This is a genomic window from Sphingomonas jatrophae, assembly GCF_900113315.1.
GTDB lineage: Bacteria > Pseudomonadota > Alphaproteobacteria > Sphingomonadales > Sphingomonadaceae > Sphingomonas_P > Sphingomonas_P jatrophae.
In genome coordinates, this window is record NZ_FOZG01000001.1 from 801,992 (window position 1) to 826,526 (window position 24,535).

Genomic DNA, 24,535 nt, shown 5'->3' on the forward strand with positions numbered 1-24,535 from the left:
GGCTAGAGCGGGCGCCGGGGGTTCTCGATGCGGGTCAGCTTGTTGGATCGGGACGCGCGCACCGCGGCACTGATCACCTATGCCATCTGGTATCTGGTGTGGCTGACCTATGCCGCGTCCGAACTGATCGCCGGGCGCACCGCCTTCCTGGCCGAGGCACCAGCCGACATCGTCGCCGTGTTCGCCGTCGCCACCATCGCCTACGGCCTCTACCCGCTGACGCAGCTGACCGGTGGCTACAAAGGCTATGGCCGCTGGGCGCTGCTGTTCGGCGCGGTGTTCGCGGCCGCTTTCCTGCAATCGCTGGTCAATCTCGCCGAGAACCTCGCGCTCGGCGTGGTACCGTCGCTGGACGAAGCGCATCACGCCGCCATTCGCGAGCGGTTCGCGCGCAACTTCCGGGACCATGTCTATCTCTGCTTCGCCAACTTCGCGACGCTGGCGGTCTTGGTCGAGCTGCGCCGCAAGAATGCGGTCGAGGTGCGCGCCGCGCGCGCCGAGGCGGCGGTGGAGCATGCCCGGCTGGTCGCGCTGCGATTGCAGCTCAATCCACACTTCCTGTTCAACGCGCTGAACGCCCTTTCCTCTCTCGTCGTGCTCAAGCGGACGGAAGAGGCGGAGGAGATGCTGGAACGGCTGGTGGACTTCCTCCGCGCCAGCCTTGCCGCCGATCCGGACGAGATGGTGCCGCTGGAGGATGAGGCCGCAGCCATCGACGCCTATCTGGCGATCGAGGCGGTGCGTTTCGGCGATCGCATGCTGGTCGAAATGGTACTGGCGCCGCAGACGGAACGCGCCGCGGTGCCCAGCTTCATCCTCCAGCCGCTCGTCGAGAATGCGGTGAAATATGGCGTCGCACGGTCCCGCCGGCCGGTGACGGTGCGGTTGCAGGCGCGGGGCGAGGATGGGTGGCTGATCCTCTCCGTCGACGACGACGGCGACGATCTCCCGCCCGTCCCCGCCCCGGCCGAGAAGCGCGGCGGCATGGGCGTCGGCCTCGCCAACGTCCGTGCGCGACTGGCGGCGCTTTATGGCGGCACCGCATCGTTCGAGAAGGACCGGATCGACGGTCGCTATACGGTCACGCTGCGCCTGCCGCTCCGCATCCTGCCGGATTGAGGCCGCTTGCATTCGCTTTGCGAACGCCGCGCGCCCCGCTATCAGCGCGCGCGGTGAAGCAGCGTCTTCGCCTGACATATCCGCGTGTTGAAGACGCACTAGGCCCACGCTTACCGAGTGATGCTCATCCGCCAGATCGCCGCCCTGCCCTATCGCTCCATCGATCCGCTGCCCGGCGGCGTGGTCCAGGTCATGCTCGTCACCTCGCGAGGCACGAAGCGCTGGGTGATCCCGAAGGGCAATCAGCCGGCAGGCCTGGCGCCGCACGCGGCGGCCGGCATGGAGGCGGAAGAGGAAGCGGGTGTGTGCGGGCCGGTCTGCCCGACCCCGCTCGGCTCCTTCCGCTATCGCAAGCGGCGGGGCAGCGGCGCATCGCTGATGGTCGATGTCGACGTCTTCCCGCTGGCGGTGACGCGCGAGATGCCGACGTGGAAGGAACAGCATGAGCGCGAGCGGCGCTGGTTCACGCTGGCCGAGGCGGCCGAGGCGGTGGACGAGCCCGATCTGCGCGCCATGATCCGATCTTTCAGCGCCTCCGGTTTCCGCGCCGCGGCCAAGCGCACCGCCATTTCAAACGTAATGCGCCACACGGGAGTCGCTTCGATGTTCGGCTGGTTTCAGCGCCTGTTGCCCCGCACGGGCAACTTCTTCGATCTGTTCGAGGCGCACTCGCAGACCGTGCTGGCCGCCGCCAACGCGCTGGCCCGCGTGCTGGACGAAGGCTCCGCCCAGGCCGAGCATATCCGCGAGGTGATCGAGCGTGAGCAGGACGCCGACAACATCACCCGCGACGTTCTGCTGGACGTCCGCAAGACCTTCCTGACGCCGTTCGATCGCGGCGCCATCACCAGCCTGATCGGTGCGCTGGACGACGCGGTGGACGAAATGCACGCGGCCGCCAACGCGATCAGCATCTACGAGGTGCGCAGCTTCGCACCGGAGATGCGGGATCTCGCCGGCATCGTCATCGATGCCGCCCGCCTGACCGCGGAGGCGATGCCGCTGCTGCGCGAGGTGGCACGCAATGGCGGCCGACTGCACGAGCTGACCGAGCGTGTCGTGCGGCTGGAGGGCCAGGCGGACGAGATCCAGGCGGCGGGGCTGAAGAAGAGCTTTCTCCAGCATGGCGCCGCCGATTCGATGCGCTTTACGGTGGAGCGCGAGATCTACAAGCATCTGGAAAGCGTGGTGAACGCCTTCGAGGACGTGGCCAACGAGATTGACGGCATCGTCATCGATCACGCCTGATCGCGATCCCATGCACGAACTCGCATTCCCGCTGCTGGTCGGCCTCATCGCCGTCGCGCTGGCCTTCGACTATCTGAACGGGCTGCACGATGCGGCCAACTCCATCGCCACTGTCGTCGCCACCCGCCTGTTGAGCCCGGTGCAGGCGGTGCTGTTCGCCGCGGTGTTCAACTTCGCCGCCTATTTCCTCACCATCGCCTTCCCCAGCCTGCACGCGGTTGCCGAGACGATCGGCAAGGGGCTGATCGATCAGCAGCTGGTGACGCCCGCCGTGGTGTTCGGCGCGCTGATCGGGGCGATGACGTGGAACGTGCTGACCTGGCTGAAGGGCATCCCCTCCTCCAGCAGCCATGCGCTGGTCGGCGGGCTGATCGGCTCGGGCGTCGCGCATGCGGGCCTCAGCGGCATCCAGTGGGGCGGGCTGAACAAGACGCTGATCGCCATCGTCCTTTCCCCCACGCTCGGCATGATCCTCGCCATGGCGATCATGCTCGTGTCCAGCTGGGCGCTGCACCGCGTCAGCGCATCCCGCGCAGAGCGGTCCTTCCGCGTGCTCCACCTCATCTCGTCGGCCGCTTACTCGCTCAGCCACGGCCTGAACGATGCGCAGAAGACGATGGGGATCATCACCGTCCTGCTCTATTCGACCGGCTATCTCACCGGCCCGTTCTCGGTTCCGCACTGGGTGGCGATCAGCTGCTATGTCGCGATCGCGCTGGGCACGATGACGGGCGGGTGGAAGATCATCGAGACGATGGGATCGCGCATCACCAAGCTGTCGCAGCACCAGGGGTTCTCCGCATCGCTCGGCGGCTCGATCATGCTGTTCACCGCCTCCGCGCTCGGTATTCCGGTCTCGACCACGCACACGATCACCGGCAGCATCATCGGCGCGGGCGTGGCGCGACGTGCGTCGGCTGTCCGCTGGGGCGTGGCGCAGAGCGTCGTAACCGCGTGGATCATCACGATCCCCGCTTCCGCTGCGGTCGGCGCCCTGTTCTACTGGCTGACGACCCTGTTCTGAGGAGGCGGTGGTGCGGCTGGACACGACGACACCGATGATGACGGCGCGCTCGCTCCGGAAAGCCAAGCCGGAGGTGCAGCGCGCCCGGCTGAGCCTGCGAGCCGGGCGCGTCGGCGTGAGCGCCAGCGTGAAGGTGACGCCCAGCGGTTTGCTGTCGATCGGTGCGCTCGTCTCCGGCGTGCTGCTGTCGACCGCGGTGCTGGTCCGCGTATCTACGCGAGAGGCGAAGCGTGAGCCCCAGCGCGACCCTGATGTACCGCGACTGACCTAAGCGTCAGCGACCCCGGGGCGATCAGCCCTTGGCGGACACTGCCGCAAGCTCCTCGAGATCGAGGTCGCGCTCGAGATCGTGCAGCGTCGCATCGTCGATCTGCCCCGCACGGTGCAGCCTGACCAGCTCTGCCCGGCCTGCGTCCACCGCGGCGATCACCGTATCGAAGTGGCTGGCGATTGCATGCGCGCGCTCCTCGTCCGTGCCCTCGAACTTGGCCGACGCCGTGGCGCGCGTGCGATAGCGGGCGAGAAGCTGCGGATGGATCAGTTTGCCGTCCGCGTCATAGGCATGCTTCTCGACGGCCACGAACTGCGCCTTGAACATCGCGTTTTCGGCGGCATGCAGGTCGAGCGGCGGTGCCGCACGGTCGTCCTCGGGTGGCTGGGCAAGCCGGATGAGCAGGCCGAGCGACGTGCCCTGCAACAGCACGGTCACGGCGATCACCGCGAAGGCGGTGACCAGCATCAGATCGCGCTGCGGCATCTCGGCCGGCAGCGACAGGGCCACCGCCAGCGTCACCACGCCGCGCATTCCGGCCCAGCTCATTACCAGCGACGCGCGGGCACCGAGCGGGCATGCCCTGGTCCAGCCGGCGCGCCGCAGCATCGTCACCCCCGCATCCACGCCGAACACCCACAGGAAGCGCGCGACGAGCACCGCCAGGACGATCAGCGCCACCGGTCCGGCCATCTGCTCGACCACGACGGAGATGCCGCCGACACGCTCCAGCACGCCCCGCAGCGAGAAGCCGATCAGCATGAACACTGCCGCCTCCAGCAGAAAGACGAGCGATTGCCAGAAGGCCACCGCACGGAGCCGCACGCCCGCGCCGAACACGACATGCTGGAACCAGCCGCAGGTCAGCCCCGCGGCCACGGTGGCGATCACGCCTGACACGTGCAGCATCTCGCCTGCGATATAGGCGCTCCAGCAGACGAGAACGGTTGCGACGATCATCAGCGAATCGTCGCCGAGCCGGCGCAGCAGCAGCACCCACAGCCCGCCGATCGCGCCACCGACCAGCAGCCCGCCGAGGACCAGGAGGACAAAGCTGCCCCCCGCCTCGACCAGGCTGAAGCTGCCGGTCAGCACTGCCGCCACGGCGAAGCGGAACAGGACGAGCCCCGCGGCATCGTTCAGCAGGCTCTCGCCTTCCAGCAGCGTCATCAGCCGTCGTGGCAGGCGCACACGCTGCAGCACCGCCCGCGCCGAGACCGCATCGGGCGGGGACAGCACCGCGCCGAGCGCGACGCAGGCGGCAAAGGGCAGGTCCGGCATCAGCAGCTTGGCGACGATGGCGACAGCGAAGGCGGTAAACACCACCGCACCGACCGCAAGCGACAGGATGCCCGCCATATGCCGCTTGAACGGCGCGAGCGCGGTGTACCAGGCGCCGTCCATCAGGAGCGGCGGCAGGAACAGCACCAGTACCAGTTCCGGATCGATCGCAACCGACGGCAGTCCCGGCAGGAAAGCAAGCGCGCTGCCGCCGACCAGCAGGGCAGCCGCCGGCGGCAGGTTGAGGCGGTGAGCCAGATAGTGGAGCGCCAACACCGCCAGGAACATCCCGACGATCAGCTCGAACAACTCCGCCGGGTGCATGCGCCGCCTTGCCTGAACGCGTGTGGACCACCGTTCTTGCCAGGAGAGCGCAACAGGTCAACGCCGCGGATACGCAGCCCGCGGATCAGCCGCGAGCGAGATAGCCCTCGAGATCGGCGCTGCCGCCGATCCGCTCACCATCGATAAAGATCTGCGGGGTCGTTGCCACGCCCTGCTCCTCCTCGAAGCGATCGACCTCCTCACGGGACGAGAGGATGTGCTCCTCCACCTCGTAGCCTGCATCCTCCAGCATCGCCTTGGCGCGAACGCCGAAGGGACAGACATGATCGGGCAGGACCATGCGGTAGAGGGTGGCGGTGCGCACGCCGCTCACTGCGCGCGCTCCGCTGCGGCTTCGGCGGCGAGCGAGTGCGGCCCGGCGACCTCCTCGTCGCGGCGCTGCTTGGAACGACGCGACCAGAGGAAAAGCCCGGCACCGAGTGCGACGGCGATCCCGGCCTTCTTCGCCACGCCTTTCTGGTTGTGCTGCCATTCCGACTTCCAGCCGAGCTCGGCCGGGATGTTCGGCACCTTGCCCTTGGCAAGATCCTCGACCACCCCCTCGACGACGTTCAGCCGATCCGCACCCATCAGCATCAGCCAGTGCCACCAATCCGACTCGCTCCGGCGAAAGGCCACTCGCCGGATCATGCCGCTGAGGCCCGCCGGCGGCGTGGAGGTGCCGACCACGGCGGGCAGCCGATTATGCTCGATCGAGCGCAGGATCTCGACCTTGGGATGCTGCTGGGTCGGCCGCTCCCACGTCAGTCCCCGATCCTGCTGATGCTCGATGTGCCGCATCGGATAGGTCGGGTCGTTCTCCGGATCGGCATCCACGCCCCAGCCGGGGATTGCGGCGGTATCGACAAGCGCCTTGGTCATGTCCGGTCTCCCTCAGGCGGCATTGGGAATGAGCACGGGCTTGATGCAGCCGTCGAGCTTGGAAGAGAAGATGTGGTAGGCGTCGGCCACATGCTCCAGCGGAACGCGGTGGGTGATCATCGCCTTGGGGTTGATCCGGCCTTCCTTGATATGCTCGATCAGCCGCGGCAGCAGCCGCTTTACCGATGCCTGGTTGGCGCGGATCGTGATGCCCTTGTTCACGACGTTGCCGATCGGGATCATGTTGCCGGTCGGGCCGTAGACGCCGACGATCGAGACGATCCCGCCCTTCTTCACCGAGTTGATCGCCCAGTGGAGCGCGATGGCATTGCCCGCCTCCAGCTTAAGCTTCGTGCCGAACAGCCATTGCAAGCCGTTGCCGACGGCATCGCCGCCAACCGCGTCGATGCACACGTCGGCGCCGAGCGAGTCCGTCTGCTTCTTGAGGAAGACGACCATGTCGTCGATCTCGCGCAGGTTGTAGACCTCGGCGTGCGCGAAGTGCCGCGCGAAATCGAGCCGGTACTCCTGGCTGTCGATCACGATCACACGGCCTGCCCCGAACAGCCAGGCCGATTTGGCCGCCATCAGGCCGACGGGGCCGGCGCCGAACACCACCACCGTGTCGCCGCGCTTGATGCCGCCCATCTCGGCCGCCTGATAACCGGTCGGCACGACGTCGGTCAGCAATACCGCGTCGTCCGGATCCATCCAGTCGGGGATCACCGTGGGCCCGACATCGGCATAGGGCACGCGGACATATTGCGCCTGTCCGCCGTCATAGCCGCCCGCCGTATGCGAATAGCCGAAGATGCCGCCGACCGCCGTAGCCTGCGCGTTGCTCTCGTGGCAATTGCCGAACAGCTCCTGTTGGCAGAAGTGGCATTTGCCGCAGCCAATGTTGAACGGCACCAGCACGTGATCGCCGACCTTGAGGTTGCGCACCTCGGGGCCGACCTGCTCCACCACGCCGCAGAATTCATGACCGAACGTCATGCCGACGCGCGTGTCGGGCACCATGCCGTGATAGAGGTGCAGGTCCGATCCGCAGATGCAGGATCGCGTCACCCGCACGATCGCATCCTCCGGATGGAGGATGACGGGCATCGGCTTCTCGTCGGCGCGGACGCGATATGGTCCCCGGTAGTTCATCGCCAGCATCGTTGAGGTCCTCGCTCAGCCGGGCGGAGGCCGACCATGGCCGGCACCCCGAGACGCCCTAGAAACGCCACCTTGTGCAAAGTGTTGCAGGGACAGGGAAACTCACTGCCGCGCCCGCGCCACGGTCCATCCGCCCAGCAGCATCGCTGCGCCCCAGAGCAGGAAAACATGGTCCCAAATCGACAGGCCCATCGGCTCATAGACGTGGTGCAGTTGCAGCAGATGATGGTCGATCGCGCCCTCGACCAGGTTGAACAGCCCCCAGCCCATCAGCGCCGCGCCGCCGAGCAGCCGGCCACCCATGTCCGCATCCCGCATCCGTCCGGCGCGCCAGAGCAGCAGGATGCCGATGGCGGTGATGATCCACACGCCTGCGTGGAAGATGCCGTCCCACACCATGTTCACCTTGGCGCCGACATAATCGGTATTGGCGATGCGCGCGGACAGCATGTTGTGCAGCTGCAGGATCTGATGGAGCAGGATCCCGTCGACGAACCCGCCCATGCCGATGCCGAGCGCCAGTCCGGCGGACAGTAGCGGGCGATGGCGGCGGATCATGCCCGCTCCCGCGCAACCGCGGCGATGATCGCCAGCAAGAGCAGCAGCGGAATTGCGGTGACGCACAGGTTCCAAGCCAGATCGGGCGCGACCAACCGCGCCCGGATCGCCTCCGCCGCATCGGACCGGCACAAGGTGCATGCGGCCGCCGGCAGAGGCGTGAGCGCCAACGGCACCAGCAGTGCACGCAGAGGGATGGTCCGGGCCATGGTGCCGAGACGCTGGCGGCATCCCGCGGGTTCCCGAGCGGCCGAAGAACGCTGGTCCGCGTTTGACTGGTGGCCCCGGAGGGACTCGAACCCCCGACCTGCGGTTTAGGAAACCGTCGCTCTATCCGGCTGAGCTACGGAGCCACTCCGCCCGCGCGTTAGGCGGCCGGGCGCGGCCGGTCAATTATCCGTGCCGGGCGGCCGTACCGGCAGCGGTAATGGGGCGACGGGCACGCCATCCTCCACCAGCGCGCGCGCCTCGGCGAGCGATGCCTGGCCGTGGATCGTGCGGTGCGGTGTCGCGCCCTCATGCATCGCGCGCGCCTCCGCAGCGAAGCGCGGGCCGACATAGTCGGAACCCTCGAGCGCCTTGGCCTGTGCCTTGGCAAGTGCGCCAAGCACCGCCTTCACCGTCGCGGCGGATGGCGCCTGATTGCCCTTGGCCGCCACGCGCGGCGCCATGACCGCCTTTTCTACTCCGCCCGCACCGCACATCGGACAGCTGACGAGGCCGCGGGCGCGCTGATGCTCGTAATCGTCGGAGGAGCCGAACCAGCCCTCGAAGACATGGCCCTGCGCGCAGGCCAGATCGAACAGGATCATGCCCGCGTGACCGCCGGCACCGGGCGGCGATGCCGGATCGCCGGCACGTGCGCACGCACCGCCGCCATCCGCGCGGGATCGAGCTCCACGAAGCCGAGGCCGGGCGCACTGCCCATGTCCAGCAGCGGCTCACCCCAGGGATCGACGGCGAGGCTGTGGCCATATGTCTCGCGTCCGTCCGCGTGGCGGCCGGTCTGCGCCGCAGCGACGACGAACACGCCCGCCTCGATTGCACGGGCGCGCAGCAGCACGTGCCAGTGCGCCGCGCCCGTCGGCACGGTGAAGGCCGCGGGCACCGAGAGGATCGTCGCACCCGCATCGGTCAAAGCGCGAAACAGATCAGGAAAGCGCAGATCGTAGCAGATCGACAGACCGAGCCCTCCCCACGGCGTCTCGACCACCGTCGCGCCTGTGCCGGGAGCGTAAGCCGCCGATTCGCGCCAGCTCTCGCCACTTTCCAGATCCACGTCGAACAGATGCAGCTTGTCGTAGCGGGCGCGGATGCCGCCGCTATCGTCGATCACGAAGCCGCGATTCACCAGCCGCCCTTCCGATCCGCCGGTCAGCGCGAGCGAGCCGAGATGCACCCAGAGGCCCGCCTTCGCCGCCGCATCGCGCACTGCGGCGAGGACGCGGTCCTCACCCTCCTCTACAAGATGCGCGGCGGCACGCGTGCGATCCCGGTCGAGCAGGCCCGACATTTCGGGGGTGAACAGCATGTCCGCCCCCTCGCCCTTCGCGCGCGCGACCGCATCGGCCAGCTCGCGCGCGGAGGCGGCGGGATCGATCCCCGTCGTGGTCTGGACAAGTGCGGCGCGCATCAGGCGGCGAGCAGCGGATCCAGCTTGCCCGCACGCTCGAGCGCGGCAAGATCATCCGAACCGCCCACATGCGTGTCGCCTATGAACACCTGCGGCACCGTCGTGCGACCGTTGGAGCGCGCCAGCATCTCGGTCCGCTTCGGCCCGCCCAGGCTGATGTCATGTTCCTCGAACTGAACGCCCTTCTTGCCGAGCAGCGCCTTGGCGCGCGTGCAATAGGGGCAGAACTGCTTGGTATAGATCTCGACCTTGGGCATTCACGGTCCTTTCGTCCGGTGAGGTGTGGCGCGGGGGCCGCGCTGTCAATGTTCTGAACGCATGTCGGGCAGAACGCGTGCCCAGCAGATCAGACGCACCTCCGAAGCACCCGCTGCCTTCAACGCGCGGGCGCATGCCTCCGCCGTCGCGCCGCTGGTGCAGACATCGTCGACTAGCAGGATGCGCGCTCCCGCGGCCTTACCGCTCGGCGCCACTTCAAACGCGTTGCGGACGGCACGGGCGCGTGCCGCCGCGCCAAGCCCGCGCAGCTTCGGCGTGGCCCGCGTCCGGCGCAGCAGATCGATGGCGACGGGCAGACCCGCACGCCGGCCGAGATCGCGGGCGATGAATGCCGACTGATTGAAGCCGCGCGACCACAGCCGCCAGCGGTGCAGCGGCACCGGCACCAGCAGCCAGCCCGGCTCAGCCAGCCGCAGCATCGCCGCACCCATCGTCCGCGCAACGCCCGGCCGTCCGCCATATTTCAGCCGCAGCGCCAGCGCGCGCGCGATCGGGCCGTAGGCCACCGCCGCGGAAACACCGTCGAGCACGTCACCTCCGCAACAGCCCGGCTCCATCGGCTCGCCACATCGGACGCAGGCGACGCCTGAGAGGAATTGCAGCGATTGCCAGCAGCCGGCGCAGAAACGATGATCCTCCGGCGTCACCGCTCCGCAACCGGGGCAGCGCGGCGGCAGCGCATAAGCGACGACGCTGCGGACGAGCAGACCGGCGGCGGCAGCGACGGGGGGCATGTCGCGCTTGTCGGGCGGGCGAGGCTCCGGCACAAGCCCGGCGTGGCCGTTCCCCAGATCTTCGACCGCGCTCGCCGGCGCCTTCGCCGCGACCGCGCCGCCCGTCGCTTCCCCGCGCACCGTTTTTTGATCGACCATATCGAGGATGAGCTGATCGACCGGCTGGACGCGGTTCGCCGCGATTTCACCCGCGCGCTGGTCATCGGCGCGCATGACGGCCGCCTGCCAGACCTGCTGCGCGCAAAGGGCATGGCGGTCGACGCGCTGGATGCCGGACCTGCCTTCGCCGCAAGCAACGGAACGACGCCGGTGGAGGAAGACGCGCTCGGCGGCGGCGTCGCCAGCTATGACCTCGTCCTGTCGGCCGGCGTACTCGACCAGGTGGCCGACCTGCCGGGCGCGCTGATCCAGATCCGCCGCGCACTGGCACCGGACGGTCTGTTCCTCGGCGGCTTCGTCGGTGCGGGTTCGCTGCCCCGGCTGCGGACAGCGATGGCGGCAGCCGACGCGCTGGCCGGTGCGGCCGCCGCGCGCATCCACCCCCAGATCGACGTGCGCACGGCGGGTGACCTGCTCGGCCGTGCCGGATTTGCCTTGCAGGTGGCGGACGGGCTGCCGCTCGATGTCCGCTATCCCAGCCTCACCGGGCTGATCGCCGATTTGCGCGGGATGGGGGCGACGAACCTCCTCGCCGGGCCGGTCCACCCGCTGCCGCGCGACGGCTATGCCGCCGCCGCTGCCAGCTTCGCAGCCGCCGCGGACGCGGACGGACGGACGACCGAGCGGTTCGAACTTGTCTTCCTGACCGGCTGGTCCCCCGCCGAGTCGCAGCCCAAGCCCGCCCGTCGCGGCAGCGCCACCACGTCGCTGACCGACGTTCTGAAGGCGAAGGTCTGACCCTTACCTAGACGAGCGCTTCAAGCAGTCCGATGAGCGGCTTGTCCGCAGGTGGCATCGCCAAGCCGTGCAGCTCGACGGGCCGCACCCAGCGCAGCCCGTCCGCATCGAGCGGCTGCGGCGTGCCGCGCCATTTGCGGCAGACGTAAAGCAGCAGCAGCAGGTGCCGATCGCCCAAAGGCTCGCTGGCGAACGGCCCGGGCGCAAGGCACGCCTGCTCCACCTCGATGCCGAGTTCTTCACGCAATTCCCGGATCAGCGCCGCCTCGGGCGTCTCATCCTTTTCCACCTTGCCCCCAGGAAACTCCCACAGCCCCGCCATGCTGCGCTGGGCGGAGCGGCGTTGCACGAGCACCCGCCCGTCCGGGTCGATCAGCGCAACCGCCACAACCAGCAACATCGTCATCTGCAAACCTTTGTTAAGCGCGTTCCCATATCCTCGCACCAGCGGGACGTGTGTCTGCCAAGGGGAATGAGGATGTTCGACCGCCTGAGCAAGTTGCTCCGCGATCGACGCGGCGCAACCGCGATCGAATATGGCCTCATCCTCGCTCTGTGCGTGCTGATGTTGATGGCGGCGCTGCGCGCGATGGCGATCACGACCACCGGCATGTGGAATTCGGTCGCCGAGAACGTCTCGAAAGCGTGATTTTCAGGCTTTCGCCATTAAATCTTTTCTAACTCCTCCCGCCTAAATCCGTCCTTGCTGATCCACGTCAGATGCCGGGGGCAGCCGGGTGAATGGAACGACCGAAGCTTCGGAACCGAGGAGAATGAATATGCAGTATGTTCGCAAGATGCTGAAGGACACCAAGGGCGCGACCGCGATCGAGTATGGCCTGATTGCTGCGCTGATCGCCGTTGCCGCGATCACCGCCATGTCCACGCTCGGCAAGACGCTGACCAACACCTTCACGAACGTCTCGAACAACATGAAGTCGTCGTAAGACGCTTCACGTCTTCTGACGCGAAAGAACGGGCGGCGGAGCGAACGGGCTCCGCCGCCCGAACTGTTTTGGGAGCCGTCGCGGGCCCTCAGCCCGCAACCACCAGCTTCACCTTCGCGCCCGCGCGCACCTGCTCGCCTGAAGTAAGCGCGTTGAGCACGCGAAACCGTTCCTCCTTCAGATCCGGATAAGCCATCCGGGCCGACAGGCTGGCGACATTATCCCGCGGGCCGACCGTGACCACCTGGATGCGACGGCCGCGAATCGCCCTGGCCTCCGCCTCGGTCAGCCGGGCAAAGCTCTGCACCATCGGCGAGAACGGCCCGAGGCCGCTGCCGGCGGGCGTCAGCAGCAGGAAGTGATAGGCGCTGTCGGCCGAGACCTGATAGGCCACAACCGTCACGTCCACCTGGCCGCTCTGCGTGTTCGCCCGCGCCGTCGCCGTCGCTGCATCGAACCCGGCGATCCTGGTGCGCTGCACACGGCTGGCGTCGACACCCTGCCCGCCGGTCAGCTTGGCGAACACGGCGGCGACATAAGCGTCCAGCCCGGTCCCGAGCCGACCGCCGGAAAATTGACCTTGCCCGCCGCTGCCGCTGATCGACACCGCATCGCTGCCGTTCGCCAGCGCGAAGCCCGCAGGCGCGGTGAAGCGCAGACGCAGATCGGGATGGCGGAAGGTGCGCCCGTCGACGATGCCCTGACGCGGATCATCGTCATAGACCGCGCCGTCCAGCGCCGCGAGGAAGGCGTCGCGACTGCGATTGCCCTGCCCCGCCCGGCCCGTCTTGGCAGCGACGTTCAGCGCCTGCGCCACGCGGGCGCCCGGCTCCGGATGGGTGCTGGCCCAGGCGGGCAGCGCGTTCGCACTCTTGCCGGCTGCACGCGCATCGAGATTCGTCTGCGCTTGAAGCGAGGCGAGCACCGACGACATGGCCGACGGATCATAACCCGCGCCGACGAGATAGCGGATGCCGAGCGCGTCCGCCTCGGTCTCCTGGCTGCGGCTGTAGCGCAGCGTCAGCAGCTGGGCGCCGGTGCCGATGCCGCGGCCGATTAGCTCGCCGAAGCCGCTATTGCCGAGGAACGCGCCCGCCGCCGCCTGCGCCAGCGCACCGAAGATCGAATTCCGCTGCGCCGCCGCCTGCCGCTTGGCCGAGTGGCGTGCGGCGACGTGGCCGACTTCGTGCCCCAGCACGCCGGCCAGCTCCGCCTCGTCATTCATCAGGCCCATCAGCTGGCGCGTGACGTAGACGTAGCCGCCGGGAATGGCGAAAGCGTTGTTCACAGGCGAGTTCAGCAGCGCGATGGTGAAGTCGCTCTGGCTGTTGGACAGGCCCGACTGGACCGCGATGCGCCGGCCGACCCCGGTGACGTAGGTCGCCTGCTTGCCCGGATAAAGGCCGCCATATTCGGCCAGCAGTTGCGGATTCGCCTTGGCGCCCTCCGCCTTGTCGCTGGCGGAAATGCTCTGAAGCTCCTGCGCGACGCCGAGTCCCGCGCCGCTCAGCAGCACCCCGAACGCAGCCCAGACCGCAACCTTCTTCACCCGAACCTCCCTGTCGATCCGGCTGCGGAACGGCTCCTGGGGCGGGTGGTTCCTGTCGTCGTGCGGCGGATCAGCCGATGGCGAGGAACTTGGCGCGGCGGGCCTGGCGCAACGCGTCCGGCGTTTCTGTGGCGAGTGCGTCCAGCTCCTCACCCAACGCCTGCTCCAGCGCGGCGATCGCGCCGACGCGATCACGGTGCGCGCCGCCGAGCGGCTCGGCCACGATCCGGTCGATCACGTCCAGCTTCTTCAGATCTTGCGCCGTCACCTTCATCGCCTCGGCCGCATCCGCCGCCTTGTCGCTGGTGCGCCACAGGATCGAGGCACAGCCCTCAGGCGAGATGACCGAATAGACCGCATGCTCGAACATCAGCACGCGATTGGCCGCCGCCAGCGCGACCGCACCGCCCGAGCCGCCCTCGCCCACCACCGCCGCGATCAACGGAACGCCGACCGCAAGGCACGTCTCGGTCGAACGGGCGATCGCCTCGGCCTGCCCGCGCTCCTCCGCCTGGATGCCGGGGAAAGCCCCCGACGTGTCGACCAAGGTGACGACGGGCAGGCGGAACCGGTCGGCCAATTCCATCAGCCGGATCGCCTTGCGATAGCCCTCGGGCTTGGCCATCCCGAAATTGTGCCGCAGCCGGCTGGCCGTATCGTCACCTTTTTCGTGGCCGATCACCATGCAGCGGCGCCCGCCGATCCGGCCGAGACCGCCGATGATCGCCTTGTCATCGGCGAAGGCGCGATCGCCAGCCAGCGGCATGAAGTCGGCGACGAAGCCGGCGATATAGTCCTTGAGGTGCGGGCGCGCCGGATGGCGGGCCACCTGCGTCTTCTGCCAAGGCGTCAGGCGCGCATAGGTCGCCTTCAGCTGCGCTTCGGCCTTCGCCTCCAGCCGCGCGACTTCCGCGGAAATGTCGATCGCGCCCTGATCGGCGGTTTCGCGCAACTGGGCGACGCGCTCGGCGAGCTCGGCCAGCGGCTTTTCGAAGTCGAGGTAGGTTATCACCGGCGCGCGCCTAGGCCGCGTCGCCCGCGCCGTCAACGAGCGGGTGACGGCTGTTGACCAGCTCGACCAGCCGACGTGTCTCGACATGGGTATAGATCTGGGTCGTGCCGATGTCTGCGTGGCCCAGCATCGCCTGCAGGGCACGCAGATCCGCGCCGCCTTCCAACAGGTGCGTGGCGAAGGCGTGGCGCAGCACGTGCGGGCTGATCCGCTCAGGCGCCACGCCCGCTGCGGCGGCGAGCGCGCGGACCAACTGGAACAGGCGGACGCGGCTGAGATGCTTCTTGCCACTCGGGAACAGCCACGGGCTGTCCGCCGGCACATGGGCACGCCACGCAGCGGCCGCCGCCATCGCGCGGGCAGACAATGGCACCAGCCGCTCGCGCCCGCCCTTGCCGCGAAGGATCAGGTAGGGCTGGTCCGTCCGGATCGCCCCGCGCGGAAGGGAGACAAGCTCGGACGCGCGCAGGCCCGAGCCGTAGAGCAGCTCCAGCAATGCCGAAAGGCGCAGGGTGAGCGACGACGGCTCCAGCGTCAGTCGCCGCTCGATCTCGGCGAACAGCCGGTCCATGTCGTCATGGCTGAGCGTGCGGGGCAGCGGCCGCGCGGCGCCGGGGCGCGGCAGCGCAGCCGATGGGTCGTCCGTGCGGAACCCCTCGTCCTGCAGGAAAGCGAAGAACCGCCGCAGCGCCGCCGCCTTCCGCGCGACAGTGGCGCGGGCAAGCGAGTCCCACCCATCCGCCAGCCGCCGCAGTGCCGCCTCGTCGGCGTCGCCCAGCCGGCCTTCGAGCGCCGCAGACGCGCCTTTCAGATCGGTGCGATAGGCCAGCAGCGTGTTACGCGCGGCTCCGGCCTCGGCGGCCAGCATTTCCGCGAAACGATCGATCAGCGCGGCATCGCTCATCGCCGGATCATCACGCGCGCGTGATCGCTTCCGCGGCGATCATCCGTGCCTCGCCCTCCAGCCCGACCCGACGCAGCGCCGCGATCAGCTGGTAGAAGTGGCCGGGCGGCACGCCGCGCCAGTCGCTCGTCTGCAAGGCTGCGGCAGCGAGCAGCGCTACCGTGCCCGTCTGCCCGGCACGAACCGCCGCCTCCAGGGCCTTGCCCCATCGATCCGTCACGCCCAGCGTGAAGCCCGCTTCCTGCGCGGCAGTGGCCGCCTGCGCCGGATTCAGCCGGTCCAGCCCGGCGAGCGCCGCGATCAGCAGCGGCCCCTTGGCCGCCCGCTCACCCGACTGCGCCCCCGCCCACGCCAGCGCGCGATCCGACGCCACGTCAACGGGCGCCGGAGCACCGACGACGAGCAGCGCCCAGCCATCCTCACCATCGCCTCGCCCAGCGGCGATGCTGCTCCAGCGCGCAGCGGCCCGGTCCAGCCCGGCCGTCAGCATCGCCGCGATCAGCGTGGACGCGTCGTCGCCATAATCGTCGCTGGGCGCCACGCGGGCAGCCGCGCGCGCGGTCAGGATCAGCCCGGCATAGCGGTCACGCGGCTCCTCCGCCTTCCACAAGTCGCGCAGCGCACCGATGCGGGCATCGCCATCCGCACCCGCATAGGCGACGCGCAGGCGGCCAGCAGGGCTGTCCTGAATGGCGGTCGGGTCCGTTCGGTCGGCGATCAGGCCGTAAAGATCGACCAGGCCCGCATTCGACACCACGCCCATCGCTGCCGCAGCCCGCATGGCGGGCAGGCGCACCTCGGGCGCGATCATCGGCGACCGGGCCGACCAGGCGAGCACATGGGGCCCGCTTCCGTCGATCAGCGCTGCCGGGATGGCGACGCCCGTGGCCGTGGCGAGACCGAAGCGCCAGCTGGTCAGCTTGTCCACGCCCGTCCACTCGATGTTGACCGAGCGGCGGCCGGAGCTCGCCCCCGCAACCTTCTCCGCGAGCAGAAGATCGATACCGCGGGCGATACGCTTGGCCCGAACCCGATCCAGCAGGGCTGCCGCCGTGCCGCCTTCGCCGGACAGAGCGGCGCACATGCCGCGCGCCATCGGCCAGAGCGGTTCGGTGCTGGCCGCTTCTCCCTTGTCGACCAGCGGGCAGAGCGCCGCGGGATCGCCGTTCGCCAGCGCCACCTGGGCGGTCACGGCGAGCAGCTTGGGCGATTGCCGGTCGATATCCATGCGGTCGACCAGCATGCGCGCGGCATCCGCCTCACCCATGCGCAGCAACAGCCACGCGCGCTCGGCCACCCAATCGGGCGCGGAAACGCCGCGCGGCGTCGGCGCGTCGGTCAGCAGCGCGCGTCGGAGCAGGATCGACGCCCAGCGGGAGGCGAGCGGCGCATCCATCCGCCGCATCAGGGTGGCGAGGAAGCGCCCGTCGGCCCGGCCGAACGCGGCATAGCCAAGCCCCGGTGGCCCCGAGAACAGGCCGACATGGTCCGCCGGGCGACGGGCATGCTCAGGCAGGTCATAGTTGAGGAGCGCTTCTTCCTCGGGCGTCAGCTCGGGCTCGGCCTCCTCGGCCTCCGGCTCGATGCCAAGCTCACGCGCCAGCGCGGCATCGTCCGCCGCCAGCGTTGCGGCGGAAGGCGGCGTGTTGAGCGGGAGGACGGGCGTGTCGCCCGAGGGCACGGATGCGGGCGGCTGGCTCTGCGAGGGCGGCGGCACCGGATCGCCGAAGCCGGGCGGCAGCAGCGACTCGGGGGCCTGCTGCTGCGCGACCGCTGCCGCTGCGAGCGCGAGCAAGGCGCCCGCGGCGGCCAGCCTAGCGCGGCTGCGCTTCATTCAGCATCGCCTTGCGCACCGTCGTCGGCGCGACCTCCGTGTCGACGGTGGAGAGCGCGATCATCGCCATCAGGATGGCCACGATGATGGCGATGAGGATCAGCAGCGGACGCGGCATGGCACTCTCTGAACGGACGCCGCCCGAAGGCAGCCTTGGGTGCGGGCTTTTGCCGGGCGCGCGCGCTTGTGTATAGCCCTGCAACGAATGTCGAACATCCCCGCCCCTGCCCAGGCCGCCGACGCTGCGCCCGCCCGCCGCACGGGCCGGCCAGCGCGCGCTATCGTGCTGGTCGGCCTGATGGGGGTGGGCAAATCGACGGTCGGCAAGCGGCTGGCCGCACGTCTGCGCCTGCCCTTCGTCGATGCGGATAGCGAGATCGAGGCCGCGGCGGGCTGCTCCATCACCGAGATCTTCGCCCGCTTTGGCGAGCCCGCGTTCCGCGATGGCGAGCGGCGCGTGATCGCGCGGCTGATCGACGGCACGCCGAAGGTGATCGCCACCGGCGGCGGCGCCTTCATGCAGGAAGAAACGCGCGCCCTGATCCTGGAGCGAGCGACCGCCGTCTGGCTTGATGCGGACATCGACGTGCTGGCCGAGCGGGTGAAGCGCCGCGATGGCAGCCGTCCCTTGCTGGCGAACAGCCCGGACGTGCGCGCCACTTTGTCGGATCTCGCCCGCGTGCGAAACCCTGTCTATGCGCAGGCCCCGATCCGCGTGCGTTCGCAGCCACTGCCGCACGAGGCGACTGTCGAACAGATCCTGAGGGCATTGGGCCGATGAGCGAGACCGTGCGGGTGGCGCTGGGCGCGCGCAGCTACGACATTCTGATCGAGGCCGGGGCGCTCGACCGCGCCGGTGCCCTGCTCCTGCCTTTTGCCAAGCGCGGCCGGCTGGTGATCGTCACCGACGCCCATGTCGCCGAGACGCAGCTGCCGCGCCTCGCGGAGGCGCTCGCAAGCGAGGGGATCGTGCAGGAGACGATCATCCTGCCGCCCGGAGAAGGCACCAAGAGCTGGGCCGTGCTGGCGGAGCTGACCGACCGGCTGCTGGCACTCGGGATCGAGCGGAGCGACCATGTCGTGGCGCTCGGCGGAGGCGTGATCGGCGATCTGGTCGGCTTCGCAGCGTCGATCCTGAAGCGCGGCTGCGGGTTCGTGCAGGTGCCGACGACGCTGCTGGCGCAGGTCGACAGCTCGGTCGGGGGCAAGACCGCGATCAACTCGGCCGCGGGCAAGAATCTCGTCGGAGCGTTCCATCAGCCGTCGTTCGTGCTGATCGACCCGACGGTGCTCGACACCCTGCCGCCGCGGGAGGTGGCCGCGGGCTATGCCGAGGTCGTCAAATACGGCCTGATCGACGATGCCGACTTTTTCGCGTGGTGCGAGGCGAATGGCCCTGCGCTGCTGGCGGGCGACCCTGCCGCACGCGACCGTGCCATCGCCCGATCGGTCGGCGCGAAGGCGCGGATCGTGGCGGCGGACGAGCGGGAGACGCAGGATTTGCGCGCGCTGCTCAACCTTGGCCATACGTTCGGCCATGCGCTGGAGGCGGAGACGGGCTTTTCCGACCGACTGCTCCACGGAGAAGGCGTGGCCGTCGGCATGGCATTGGCCTTCGCCTATTCGGCGCGGCGCGGGCTGTGCCCGGCGAGCGATGCCGCGCAGGTCGCGGCGCATCTGCGCGCCGTCGGCCTCCCCGCCAGCCTGGAGGAGGCAGGCGTCCGCGCCCCGGGCGAGGTGCTGGTCGGCCACATGCTCCACGACAAGAAGATGAGCAGCGGCACCCTGCCCTTCCTGCTCGCACGTGGCATCGGCCAGACGTTCGTCGCCAAAGATGTCGACCTCGCCGACGTTGCCGCCTTCCTTGATGAGCAGGCGCACGCTCTTGCCTAATGGGGTCAAGAAGGCGAACCTGCCGAGCAAGGATTGCCTCGCCTGCGGACGCCCGTTCACGTGGCGCAAGAAGTGGGAGCGGGACTGGGAGCAGGTGAAATACTGCTCGGATGCCTGCCGGAAGAAGGGTGCGGCGGCTTAGACCTGCTCACCCGCCGGCAGCCTTCGCTGACGACAGAGAAGGTGGGCATCAGCCTGAAGCTATCCTCGCAAGCTCACCCACGCCAGCCACAGCCAGCCCGCGATCAGCGCAGCACCGCCGAGCGGCGTCACCGCCCCCAACCAGCGGGGCAGCCCCAGCGCCATCAGGTAGAGCGTGCCGGCAAAGACGATGCCGCCGCCCACGAACAGCCACCCCGCCCCGCGCGCGCCGAATGATGCCGCGGCAAGCGCGGCGAGGACGTGGATGAGCTGATATTCGGCTCCGGTGCGCAGCCACTCCGCGGCCTTGCCCTCGGCCCCATGAGCACCGAACGCCCCCGCGGCGACCGCGACCGCCCCGCACAGGGCGGCCGCCGCGACGAGGGCGCTCATGCCGCATCCCCCGCGTCAGGCGTGCGGCCGGGCATGAACATCATGTCGCGCGCAGCACCGAGGTCGCCCGAGCGCTTCTGCTCCTTCAAACGCAGCCGGTCCCGCTCCCGATAGGTCTTCTCCACGCGGTCAATCTCCTCCGCCTCGGTGCCCAGTGCCTCCAGAGTCTTGCGGCCCATCAGCACCGCGCTCTCGAACACCTCGCGCACCGTGCCGGCCAGCGGCAGCTTGTGCCAGCGCATCAGCGTGCGCCGGTCAAACGCGCGGACCAGGATTGCGGCCTGACGGAACGTCTCGCCCACCAGTTTCAGTTCCTCCGCGGTCGGCCCCTCGCCGTCGATGCAGAAAATGATCGCGCGCGCCTCGGCAGCGCCTGCCTGTCGTAGCAGGTCGATGCGCAGCCCGTCGCCATAATAGATCTTGGCGCCGAAGCGGGCGGCCACGTCGATCTGCTCGGGCGCCCGCTCGATCACCGTGACGCTGACGCTGCTGGCCGTCAGCATCTGCGCAACCGTCTGCCCGAAGCGTCCATAGCCGACGAGGATGGCACTGGCCGGCATCGCCGCGGAGGGGCCCTCCAGATCGTCCCGCTCGGGCCCGGTACCCTCGCGGTTGAACCGGCGGGAGAGCGCCATGAGGAACGGTGTCGTCGCCATCGAAAGGGTGACGATCGCGCCGAACAGGCTCGCCGCCTCCGGCGCGATCAGTTGCGCTGCCGCCGCCTGGCCGAACAGGACGAAGGCAAACTCACCACCCTGGCTGAGCAGCAGGCCGAGCGCGAGCGCCGGCCGCCGGTCCATCCCGAACAGGAGGGCGATGCCGAACATCGCCAGCGTTTTCACCGCCACGACCGCCAGCGCGAGGCCGACGACGAACAATGGCCGCTGCAGGACCACGTTGAGGTCGAGCAGCATCCCCACGGCGACGAAGAACAAGCCGAGCAGAATGGTGCGGAACGGATCGACATCCGCCTCAATCTCGTGCCGGTACGGCGAATCGGCCAGCATCACGCCCGCGATGAAGGCGCCAAGCGCGGTCGAAAGGTGCAGTGCCTGCATCACCAGCGCCGCCGCCAGCACCGTGAACAGGCCGGCGGCGATGAACAGCTCCCGCTCGCCCAGATTGCCGATCAGGCGGAACAGCGGCGTGATGAGATAGCGGCCCGCCAGCACCAGCCCGGCGACAGCGCCAACCGTATAAAGGCCGAGCAGCCAGCCCGGCGGCGCGGAGGGGTCGGCCGGCGCACGGCTCAAAGCGGCAATGATCGTGATGAGCGGCACGATCGACAGATCCTGGAATAGCAGGATCGAGAAGGTTCGCTCACCGAATGGTGTGTTGAGCCGCCCCGCCGATTGCAGCATCGGCAGCACCTGCGCGGTAGAGGACAGCGCCAGCGGCAGGCCAAGTGCCAGCGCAGCAGCCGGCGAGAAGCCCGCAACGGTCCAGATCACCGCGCTGAGGACGAGCCCGCAGGCGACGACCTGCGCGGCGCCCAGCCCGAAGATGTCGCGCCGCAGCCGCCACAATCGCGCGGGATGCAGCTCCAACCCGACAAGAAAGAGGAGGAGGACGATGCCGAGCTCGGCAATGCCCAGCTTGCTCTCCGCCCCATCGACGAGGTGGAGCCCCTGCGGGCCAATGGCGATGCCCGCGACCAGATAACCCAACGTGGCGCCGAGGCCGAGCCGGCGGAACAGCAGCACGCAGACGAGCGCGGCGGCGAGCATGACCACGCCGTCCTGCAGCATCGGCACGGCGGCGTGCGTCTGCTCCATCAGGCGGCGGTCGCGCGGGCCTGTGCCGCGGCTTCGGCCACCGCCTCGAAGGCCAGGCGGATCGAGGCATGGCGCGCCTTGTGCGGCCGGGCGGGCGCGAACAGGTCGAGCCCGGGCCACTCGCCCGGATCGTCCCGCTCCCCCGCCAGGAAGGCCGAAAGGGCGTCGCGGGCCGCGGCCAGCTCCTCGGGGGTGCGACCGACCGCATGCTCGCCCATCAAGGCGGCCGAGGCCTGGCCGAGCGCGCAGGCGCGGACCAGTTGGCCGAGCTCCGCCACCCGCCCTTCAGCGTCCATCCGCACGTCCACCGTCACGCGGCTGCCGCAGACGGGCGAGCGCTTCTCCACCGTGGCGTCGGCCGGATCGAGCCGGTCGACATGCGGGATGGAGGTGGCGAGGCGGAGGATCTGCTGGTTGTAGAGCGGGGCCGACATGCGCGCCCATCTAGGCATGTCGGACCGGGAGCGTAACCCCCGTCGCGTGGGCCTGCGCTTTGGTCGAGCCTCGCTGCCCTTGCCTGGTCGGCAGCGTTACAGGCCGCGGCATGACAAGGATCCGCCTTCCCGTCGCCGTCGCGACTGCCGCCGCCTCAGCGCTGATGCCGGCCGGCCTGGCGGACGCGCTGACCTACCTCGTCATCCGCATGCGCGCACAGCGGCGCTGCTGCTGAGCGGACCGCTCAACGCGCCGCCTCGCTGCTGTTCCCGTCGGCCGCCTTCTCCGCCTGCACCGCCTGTGACCGACGCCGGCCGAGATAGTCGACGACGGCATTGCCGCTGGCATTGAGCAGCGGATAAGTCCGCGAATCGCGCAGCCAAGCAGGGCGCGGAGCGGAGGCGCCGTTCCAGCCATCCACCACCAGGGTCGCCAGCAGGAACAGCAACGTCGCGGCCAGCAGCCCCTTCAGCATGCCGAAGCCGACGCCCAGCGCGCGATCCACCGGCCCGACGATCGACTGGCGCGTGCGCCGCCCGAGCGACGTGGCGATGACCTTCCCCCCGATAAAGGTCGCCCCGAACAGCAGCGCGAAGGCGAGCACCGCCGCCCCCGAACGCGTGCCGACCACATCCTCGAGCAGCCCCGTCGCCGGCGTATGAAGAAACTTCAGCGCGAGGATGCCCGCCACCCAGGCGAACAGCGACAGCACCTCCGTGACGAAGCCGCGCACGAGCCCGAGCGCCGCGCCGCCGCCGACGAGGATCAGCGTGACGATGTCGAGCGCGGTCAGGCCGGCCATGCGCCTGTATCGATCGGGTGCGGGTCCATCACGCGCATGAGCTAGGCACGGCCGAGCAGATGGTCAACGAGGCCGCCGAGCGAGGCGAAACCCGACGCCGCCATGCCGCCCGCCTTCCCCTCTGCGGCGGAGGCGGGGACCAGCGCCCGCTCGAACCCGAGCTTGGCTGCTTCCTTGAGGCGGAGCGGGGCGTGGGCGACGGGGCGCAGTTCGCTCGACAAGGCGACCTCGCCGAACGCGATCGTGTCCGCCGGGATCGGCCGCTCCGACAAAGCCGAGACGAGCGCCGCCGCGACCGCCAGGTCCGCTGCCGGATCGACCACGCGATAGCCGCCGGCGACGTTCAGATAGACCTCCGCCGTGGAGAAGGAGAGGCCGCAGCGTGCCTCCAGCACCGCCAGGATCATCGCCAGCCGCCCGGAATCCCAACCGACCACCGCACGCCTCGGCGTCGCGCCGCTGGCCAGCCGCACCACCAGCGCCTGGATCTCGACCAGCACGCCGCGCGTGCCCTCCATCGCCGGGAACACGATCGCGCCCGATACCGCCTCGCCGCGCTGCGTCAGGAACAAGGCCGAAGGGTTCGCCACCTCGCTGAGGCCTGCCGCCTCCATGGCGAAGACGCCGATCTCCTCCGTGCCGCCGAAGCGGTTCTTGATGGCGCGCAGGATACGATATTGATGGCTCCGCTCGCCCTCGAATGACAGCACCGTGTCGACCATATGCTCCAGTACGCGCGGGCCGGCGATCGAGCCGTCCTTGGTGACGTGGCCGACGAGGACGAGCGCGGTGCCGTGATCCTTGGCGTAGCGGATCAGCTCATGTGCGGAGGCGCGGACCTGGCTGACGGTGCCGGGCGCCCCCTCGATCAGGTCCGAATGCATCGTCTGGATCGAGTCGATCACCAGCAGAGCGGGTGCGGTGCCCGTCTCCAGCGTGGTCAGGATGTCGCGCACGGAGGTCGCGGCGGCGAGCTTCACGGGTGCGGAGCCGAGGCCCAGCCGGCGTGCGCGCAGCCGCACCTGATCCGCCGCCTCCTCGCCCGAGACATAGGCGACGGAGAGGCCGGCGTTAACGATGCGGGCGGCGGCCTGAAGCAGCAGGGTCGACTTGCCGATGCCGGGATCGCCGCCGATCAGCGTGGCGGATCCTGCGACCATGCCGCCGCCGAGCGCGCGGTCCAGCTCGGCGATGCCGGTCGGCATGCGGGGCGGCAGAGGCACATCGTCGTCCAGCCCGGACAGCTGGATGGCGCGCCCGCCGCCGCGCAGATTGTGCTTGGCCGAGAAGGGCGTGGCGGGCGCCGAGGCTTCCTCCACCAGCGTGTTCCAATCGAGGCAATCGGCGCATTGGCCCTGCCACTTGGACGCGACGGAGCCGCACGCCTGGCAGACATAACGCTTCTGCGGCTTCGCCATCAGCGCGCCCCCGCCCCGCTT

Annotated in this window: 32 protein-coding genes and 1 tRNA gene; 11 read left to right on the forward strand and 22 right to left on the reverse strand. The window is 69.3% G+C overall.

Features of this window, described 5'->3' with window-relative positions; genetic code table 11:
- Positions 1–27 precede the first annotated feature (27 nt).
- The 4 genes from BM360_RS03765 (at position 28) to BM360_RS03780 (ending at position 3,662) form a co-directional block, all read left to right on the forward strand.
- Entirely contained in the window at positions 28–1,119 is a 1,092-nt protein-coding gene (locus BM360_RS03765) for a sensor histidine kinase (protein WP_093310923.1), read from the forward strand.
- A 120-nt stretch (positions 1,120–1,239) separates the two neighbouring features.
- Positions 1,240–2,367 carry a DUF47 family protein gene (locus BM360_RS03770; protein WP_093310925.1) on the forward strand — a complete coding sequence of 376 codons (1,128 nt, stop codon included), beginning with the start codon at positions 1,240–1,242 and terminating at the stop codon, positions 2,365–2,367.
- A 10-nt stretch (positions 2,368–2,377) separates the two neighbouring features.
- Entirely contained in the window at positions 2,378–3,391 is a 1,014-nt protein-coding gene (locus BM360_RS03775; protein ID WP_093310927.1) for an inorganic phosphate transporter, read from the forward strand.
- 10 nt (positions 3,392–3,401) lie between these two features.
- The gene (locus BM360_RS03780) at positions 3,402–3,662 is read left to right on the forward strand and encodes a hypothetical protein (protein ID WP_131819176.1); all 261 of its coding nucleotides are present in this window, start codon (positions 3,402–3,404) and stop codon (positions 3,660–3,662) included.
- 21 nt (positions 3,663–3,683) lie between these two features.
- Here the strand turns inward: BM360_RS03780 and BM360_RS03785 are convergent, their stop codons facing one another.
- From BM360_RS03785 to BM360_RS03835, 11 genes are all read right to left on the reverse strand, one after another.
- Complete coding sequence (locus BM360_RS03785) at positions 3,684–5,267, reverse strand: Na+/H+ antiporter (protein ID WP_093310933.1); 1,584 nt, start codon at positions 5,265–5,267, stop codon at positions 3,684–3,686.
- A gap of 85 nt (positions 5,268–5,352) precedes the next feature.
- Positions 5,353–5,592 (reverse strand): glutaredoxin domain-containing protein, encoded by a 240-nt coding sequence (locus tag BM360_RS03790; protein WP_242653305.1) that lies wholly within the window; start codon positions 5,590–5,592, stop codon positions 5,353–5,355.
- Between the two features lie 5 nt (positions 5,593–5,597).
- The gene (locus tag BM360_RS03795) at positions 5,598–6,149 is read right to left on the reverse strand and encodes a hypothetical protein (RefSeq protein WP_207544522.1); all 552 of its coding nucleotides are present in this window, start codon (positions 6,147–6,149) and stop codon (positions 5,598–5,600) included.
- A gap of 12 nt (positions 6,150–6,161) precedes the next feature.
- The gene (locus tag BM360_RS03800; protein WP_093310937.1) at positions 6,162–7,310 is read right to left on the reverse strand and encodes a zinc-dependent alcohol dehydrogenase; all 1,149 of its coding nucleotides are present in this window, start codon (positions 7,308–7,310) and stop codon (positions 6,162–6,164) included.
- Positions 7,311–7,412: 102 nt separating this feature from the next.
- Positions 7,413–7,868 carry a DUF2243 domain-containing protein gene (locus BM360_RS03805; RefSeq protein WP_093310941.1) on the reverse strand — a complete coding sequence of 152 codons (456 nt, stop codon included), beginning with the start codon at positions 7,866–7,868 and terminating at the stop codon, positions 7,413–7,415.
- The gene (locus BM360_RS03810; protein WP_093310944.1) at positions 7,865–8,077 is read right to left on the reverse strand and encodes a hypothetical protein; all 213 of its coding nucleotides are present in this window, start codon (positions 8,075–8,077) and stop codon (positions 7,865–7,867) included. Before BM360_RS03810 ends, BM360_RS03805 begins: the two co-directional genes overlap by 4 nt.
- A 67-nt stretch (positions 8,078–8,144) precedes the next feature.
- A tRNA-Arg gene (locus BM360_RS03815) sits at positions 8,145–8,221 on the reverse strand.
- Between the two features lie 36 nt (positions 8,222–8,257).
- Positions 8,258–8,680, reverse strand: a complete 423-nt coding sequence (locus BM360_RS03820; protein WP_093310948.1) for a DUF1178 family protein — start codon at positions 8,678–8,680, stop codon at positions 8,258–8,260.
- The gene (locus tag BM360_RS03825) at positions 8,677–9,501 is read right to left on the reverse strand and encodes a carbon-nitrogen hydrolase family protein (RefSeq protein WP_093310955.1); all 825 of its coding nucleotides are present in this window, start codon (positions 9,499–9,501) and stop codon (positions 8,677–8,679) included. The genes BM360_RS03820 and BM360_RS03825 overlap by 4 nt, the downstream gene beginning before the upstream one ends.
- On the reverse strand, positions 9,501–9,758 hold the full coding sequence (gene grxC / locus BM360_RS03830) for a glutaredoxin 3 (protein WP_093310960.1): 258 nt from the start codon (positions 9,756–9,758) through the stop codon (positions 9,501–9,503). The genes BM360_RS03825 and grxC overlap by 1 nt, the downstream gene beginning before the upstream one ends.
- Before the next feature lie 45 nt (positions 9,759–9,803).
- The gene (locus BM360_RS03835; protein WP_093310965.1) at positions 9,804–10,514 is read right to left on the reverse strand and encodes a ComF family protein; all 711 of its coding nucleotides are present in this window, start codon (positions 10,512–10,514) and stop codon (positions 9,804–9,806) included.
- Positions 10,515–10,556: 42 nt separating this feature from the next.
- Between BM360_RS03835 and BM360_RS03840 the strand changes: the two genes are divergently transcribed.
- On the forward strand, positions 10,557–11,411 hold the full coding sequence (locus BM360_RS03840; protein ID WP_093310973.1) for a class I SAM-dependent methyltransferase: 855 nt from the start codon (positions 10,557–10,559) through the stop codon (positions 11,409–11,411).
- 7 nt (positions 11,412–11,418) lie between these two features.
- Here BM360_RS03840 and BM360_RS03845 read toward each other — a convergent pair whose 3' ends face one another.
- A complete protein-coding gene (locus BM360_RS03845; RefSeq protein ID WP_093310976.1) occupies positions 11,419–11,817 on the reverse strand; it encodes a (deoxy)nucleoside triphosphate pyrophosphohydrolase in 399 nt (132 codons plus the stop codon).
- A 72-nt stretch (positions 11,818–11,889) separates the two neighbouring features.
- Between BM360_RS03845 and BM360_RS03850 the strand changes: the two genes are divergently transcribed.
- Positions 11,890–12,060, forward strand: a complete 171-nt coding sequence (locus BM360_RS03850) for a Flp family type IVb pilin (protein WP_093310979.1) — start codon at positions 11,890–11,892, stop codon at positions 12,058–12,060.
- Between the two features lie 130 nt (positions 12,061–12,190).
- Entirely contained in the window at positions 12,191–12,358 is a 168-nt protein-coding gene (locus tag BM360_RS03855; protein WP_093313708.1) for a Flp family type IVb pilin, read from the forward strand.
- Positions 12,359–12,446: 88 nt separating this feature from the next.
- On the opposite strand, the gene BM360_RS03860 is transcribed toward BM360_RS03855, so the two are convergent.
- The 5 genes from BM360_RS03860 to BM360_RS19490 form a co-directional block, all read right to left on the reverse strand.
- Entirely contained in the window at positions 12,447–13,907 is a 1,461-nt protein-coding gene (locus BM360_RS03860; RefSeq protein WP_093310981.1) for a M48 family metalloprotease, read from the reverse strand.
- Positions 13,908–13,977: 70 nt separating this feature from the next.
- Positions 13,978–14,919 (reverse strand): acetyl-CoA carboxylase carboxyltransferase subunit alpha, encoded by a 942-nt coding sequence (locus BM360_RS03865; protein WP_093310984.1) that lies wholly within the window; start codon positions 14,917–14,919, stop codon positions 13,978–13,980.
- A gap of 10 nt (positions 14,920–14,929) precedes the next feature.
- Positions 14,930–15,823, reverse strand: a complete 894-nt coding sequence (locus BM360_RS03870; RefSeq protein ID WP_093310988.1) for a tyrosine recombinase — start codon at positions 15,821–15,823, stop codon at positions 14,930–14,932.
- Between the two features lie 10 nt (positions 15,824–15,833).
- Positions 15,834–17,657, reverse strand: a complete 1,824-nt coding sequence (locus tag BM360_RS03875; protein ID WP_093310991.1) for a hypothetical protein — start codon at positions 17,655–17,657, stop codon at positions 15,834–15,836.
- Entirely contained in the window at positions 17,638–17,775 is a 138-nt protein-coding gene (locus tag BM360_RS19490) for a hypothetical protein (protein WP_165611196.1), read from the reverse strand. The genes BM360_RS03875 and BM360_RS19490 overlap by 20 nt, the downstream gene beginning before the upstream one ends.
- Before the next feature lie 87 nt (positions 17,776–17,862).
- Here BM360_RS19490 and BM360_RS03880 point away from each other — a divergent pair, with 87 nt between their 5' ends.
- The 3 genes from BM360_RS03880 to BM360_RS03890 are packed head-to-tail and all read left to right on the forward strand — an operon-like array spanning position 17,863 to position 19,692.
- Positions 17,863–18,438, forward strand: a complete 576-nt coding sequence (locus BM360_RS03880; protein ID WP_093310995.1) for a shikimate kinase — start codon at positions 17,863–17,865, stop codon at positions 18,436–18,438.
- Positions 18,435–19,550 carry a 3-dehydroquinate synthase gene (aroB, locus tag BM360_RS03885; protein WP_093310998.1) on the forward strand — a complete coding sequence of 372 codons (1,116 nt, stop codon included), beginning with the start codon at positions 18,435–18,437 and terminating at the stop codon, positions 19,548–19,550. Before BM360_RS03880 ends, aroB begins: the two co-directional genes overlap by 4 nt.
- A complete protein-coding gene (locus tag BM360_RS03890; protein WP_093313710.1) occupies positions 19,543–19,692 on the forward strand; it encodes a DUF2256 domain-containing protein in 150 nt (49 codons plus the stop codon). Before aroB ends, BM360_RS03890 begins: the two co-directional genes overlap by 8 nt.
- 59 nt (positions 19,693–19,751) lie before the next feature.
- Here BM360_RS03890 and BM360_RS03895 read toward each other — a convergent pair whose 3' ends face one another.
- The 3 genes from BM360_RS03895 to BM360_RS03905 are packed head-to-tail and all read right to left on the reverse strand — an operon-like array spanning position 19,752 to position 22,293.
- Positions 19,752–20,084, reverse strand: a complete 333-nt coding sequence (locus tag BM360_RS03895; protein ID WP_093311000.1) for a DUF423 domain-containing protein — start codon at positions 20,082–20,084, stop codon at positions 19,752–19,754.
- On the reverse strand, positions 20,081–21,859 hold the full coding sequence (locus BM360_RS03900; protein WP_093311003.1) for a cation:proton antiporter domain-containing protein: 1,779 nt from the start codon (positions 21,857–21,859) through the stop codon (positions 20,081–20,083). The genes BM360_RS03895 and BM360_RS03900 overlap by 4 nt, the downstream gene beginning before the upstream one ends.
- Complete coding sequence (locus BM360_RS03905) at positions 21,859–22,293, reverse strand: iron-sulfur cluster assembly scaffold protein (RefSeq protein WP_093311006.1); 435 nt, start codon at positions 22,291–22,293, stop codon at positions 21,859–21,861. Before BM360_RS03905 ends, BM360_RS03900 begins: the two co-directional genes overlap by 1 nt.
- Positions 22,294–22,403: 110 nt before the next feature.
- On the opposite strand from BM360_RS03905, the gene BM360_RS19995 reads away from it, so the two are divergent.
- Positions 22,404–22,529 carry a hypothetical protein gene (locus BM360_RS19995; RefSeq protein WP_278247388.1) on the forward strand — a complete coding sequence of 42 codons (126 nt, stop codon included), beginning with the start codon at positions 22,404–22,406 and terminating at the stop codon, positions 22,527–22,529.
- A gap of 9 nt (positions 22,530–22,538) precedes the next feature.
- Here BM360_RS19995 and BM360_RS03910 read toward each other — a convergent pair whose 3' ends face one another.
- Positions 22,539–23,096, reverse strand: coding sequence for a CvpA family protein (locus BM360_RS03910; protein ID WP_341350577.1), 558 nt, complete (start codon positions 23,094–23,096; stop codon positions 22,539–22,541).
- Between the two features lie 41 nt (positions 23,097–23,137).
- A complete protein-coding gene (gene radA / locus BM360_RS03915) occupies positions 23,138–24,514 on the reverse strand; it encodes a DNA repair protein RadA (protein ID WP_093311008.1) in 1,377 nt (458 codons plus the stop codon).
- Positions 24,515–24,535: the final 21 nt, after the last annotated feature.

What these genes read in the sequence shown, in the direction of transcription:
- BM360_RS03875 (WP_093310991.1), bottom strand. Translation starts at nt 17,657, where the DNA reads ATGAAGCGCAGCCGCGCTAGGCTGGCCGCCGCGGGCGCCTTGCTCGCG.
- BM360_RS03870 (WP_093310988.1), bottom strand. Translation starts at nt 15,823, where the DNA reads ATGAGCGATGCCGCGCTGATCGATCGTTTCGCGGAAATGCTGGCCGCC.
- BM360_RS03900 (WP_093311003.1), bottom strand. Translation starts at nt 21,859, where the DNA reads ATGGAGCAGACGCACGCCGCCGTGCCGATGCTGCAGGACGGCGTGGTC.
- BM360_RS03855 (WP_093313708.1), top strand. Translation starts at nt 12,191, where the DNA reads ATGCAGTATGTTCGCAAGATGCTGAAGGACACCAAGGGCGCGACCGCG.
- BM360_RS19490 (WP_165611196.1), bottom strand. Translation starts at nt 17,775, where the DNA reads ATGCCGCGTCCGCTGCTGATCCTCATCGCCATCATCGTGGCCATCCTG.
- BM360_RS19995 (WP_278247388.1), top strand. Translation starts at nt 22,404, where the DNA reads ATGACAAGGATCCGCCTTCCCGTCGCCGTCGCGACTGCCGCCGCCTCA.
- BM360_RS03895 (WP_093311000.1), bottom strand. Translation starts at nt 20,084, where the DNA reads ATGAGCGCCCTCGTCGCGGCGGCCGCCCTGTGCGGGGCGGTCGCGGTC.
- BM360_RS03810 (WP_093310944.1), bottom strand. Translation starts at nt 8,077, where the DNA reads ATGGCCCGGACCATCCCTCTGCGTGCACTGCTGGTGCCGTTGGCGCTC.
- BM360_RS03905 (WP_093311006.1), bottom strand. Translation starts at nt 22,293, where the DNA reads ATGTCGGCCCCGCTCTACAACCAGCAGATCCTCCGCCTCGCCACCTCC.
- BM360_RS03800 (WP_093310937.1), bottom strand. Translation starts at nt 7,310, where the DNA reads ATGCTGGCGATGAACTACCGGGGACCATATCGCGTCCGCGCCGACGAG.
- BM360_RS03765 (WP_093310923.1), top strand. Translation starts at nt 28, where the DNA reads ATGCGGGTCAGCTTGTTGGATCGGGACGCGCGCACCGCGGCACTGATC.
- aroB (WP_093310998.1), top strand. Translation starts at nt 18,435, where the DNA reads ATGAGCGAGACCGTGCGGGTGGCGCTGGGCGCGCGCAGCTACGACATT.
- BM360_RS03770 (WP_093310925.1), top strand. Translation starts at nt 1,240, where the DNA reads ATGCTCATCCGCCAGATCGCCGCCCTGCCCTATCGCTCCATCGATCCG.
- BM360_RS03910 (WP_341350577.1), bottom strand. Translation starts at nt 23,096, where the DNA reads ATGGCCGGCCTGACCGCGCTCGACATCGTCACGCTGATCCTCGTCGGC.
- BM360_RS03825 (WP_093310955.1), bottom strand. Translation starts at nt 9,501, where the DNA reads ATGCGCGCCGCACTTGTCCAGACCACGACGGGGATCGATCCCGCCGCC.
- BM360_RS03805 (WP_093310941.1), bottom strand. Translation starts at nt 7,868, where the DNA reads ATGATCCGCCGCCATCGCCCGCTACTGTCCGCCGGACTGGCGCTCGGC.
- BM360_RS03850 (WP_093310979.1), top strand. Translation starts at nt 11,890, where the DNA reads ATGTTCGACCGCCTGAGCAAGTTGCTCCGCGATCGACGCGGCGCAACC.
- BM360_RS03845 (WP_093310976.1), bottom strand. Translation starts at nt 11,817, where the DNA reads ATGACGATGTTGCTGGTTGTGGCGGTTGCGCTGATCGACCCGGACGGG.
- radA (WP_093311008.1), bottom strand. Translation starts at nt 24,514, where the DNA reads ATGGCGAAGCCGCAGAAGCGTTATGTCTGCCAGGCGTGCGGCTCCGTC.
- grxC (WP_093310960.1), bottom strand. Translation starts at nt 9,758, where the DNA reads ATGCCCAAGGTCGAGATCTATACCAAGCAGTTCTGCCCCTATTGCACG.
- BM360_RS03880 (WP_093310995.1), top strand. Translation starts at nt 17,863, where the DNA reads ATGTCGAACATCCCCGCCCCTGCCCAGGCCGCCGACGCTGCGCCCGCC.
- BM360_RS03795 (WP_207544522.1), bottom strand. Translation starts at nt 6,149, where the DNA reads ATGACCAAGGCGCTTGTCGATACCGCCGCAATCCCCGGCTGGGGCGTG.
- BM360_RS03835 (WP_093310965.1), bottom strand. Translation starts at nt 10,514, where the DNA reads ATGCCCCCCGTCGCTGCCGCCGCCGGTCTGCTCGTCCGCAGCGTCGTC.
- BM360_RS03785 (WP_093310933.1), bottom strand. Translation starts at nt 5,267, where the DNA reads ATGCACCCGGCGGAGTTGTTCGAGCTGATCGTCGGGATGTTCCTGGCG.
- BM360_RS03820 (WP_093310948.1), bottom strand. Translation starts at nt 8,680, where the DNA reads ATGATCCTGTTCGATCTGGCCTGCGCGCAGGGCCATGTCTTCGAGGGC.
- BM360_RS03775 (WP_093310927.1), top strand. Translation starts at nt 2,378, where the DNA reads ATGCACGAACTCGCATTCCCGCTGCTGGTCGGCCTCATCGCCGTCGCG.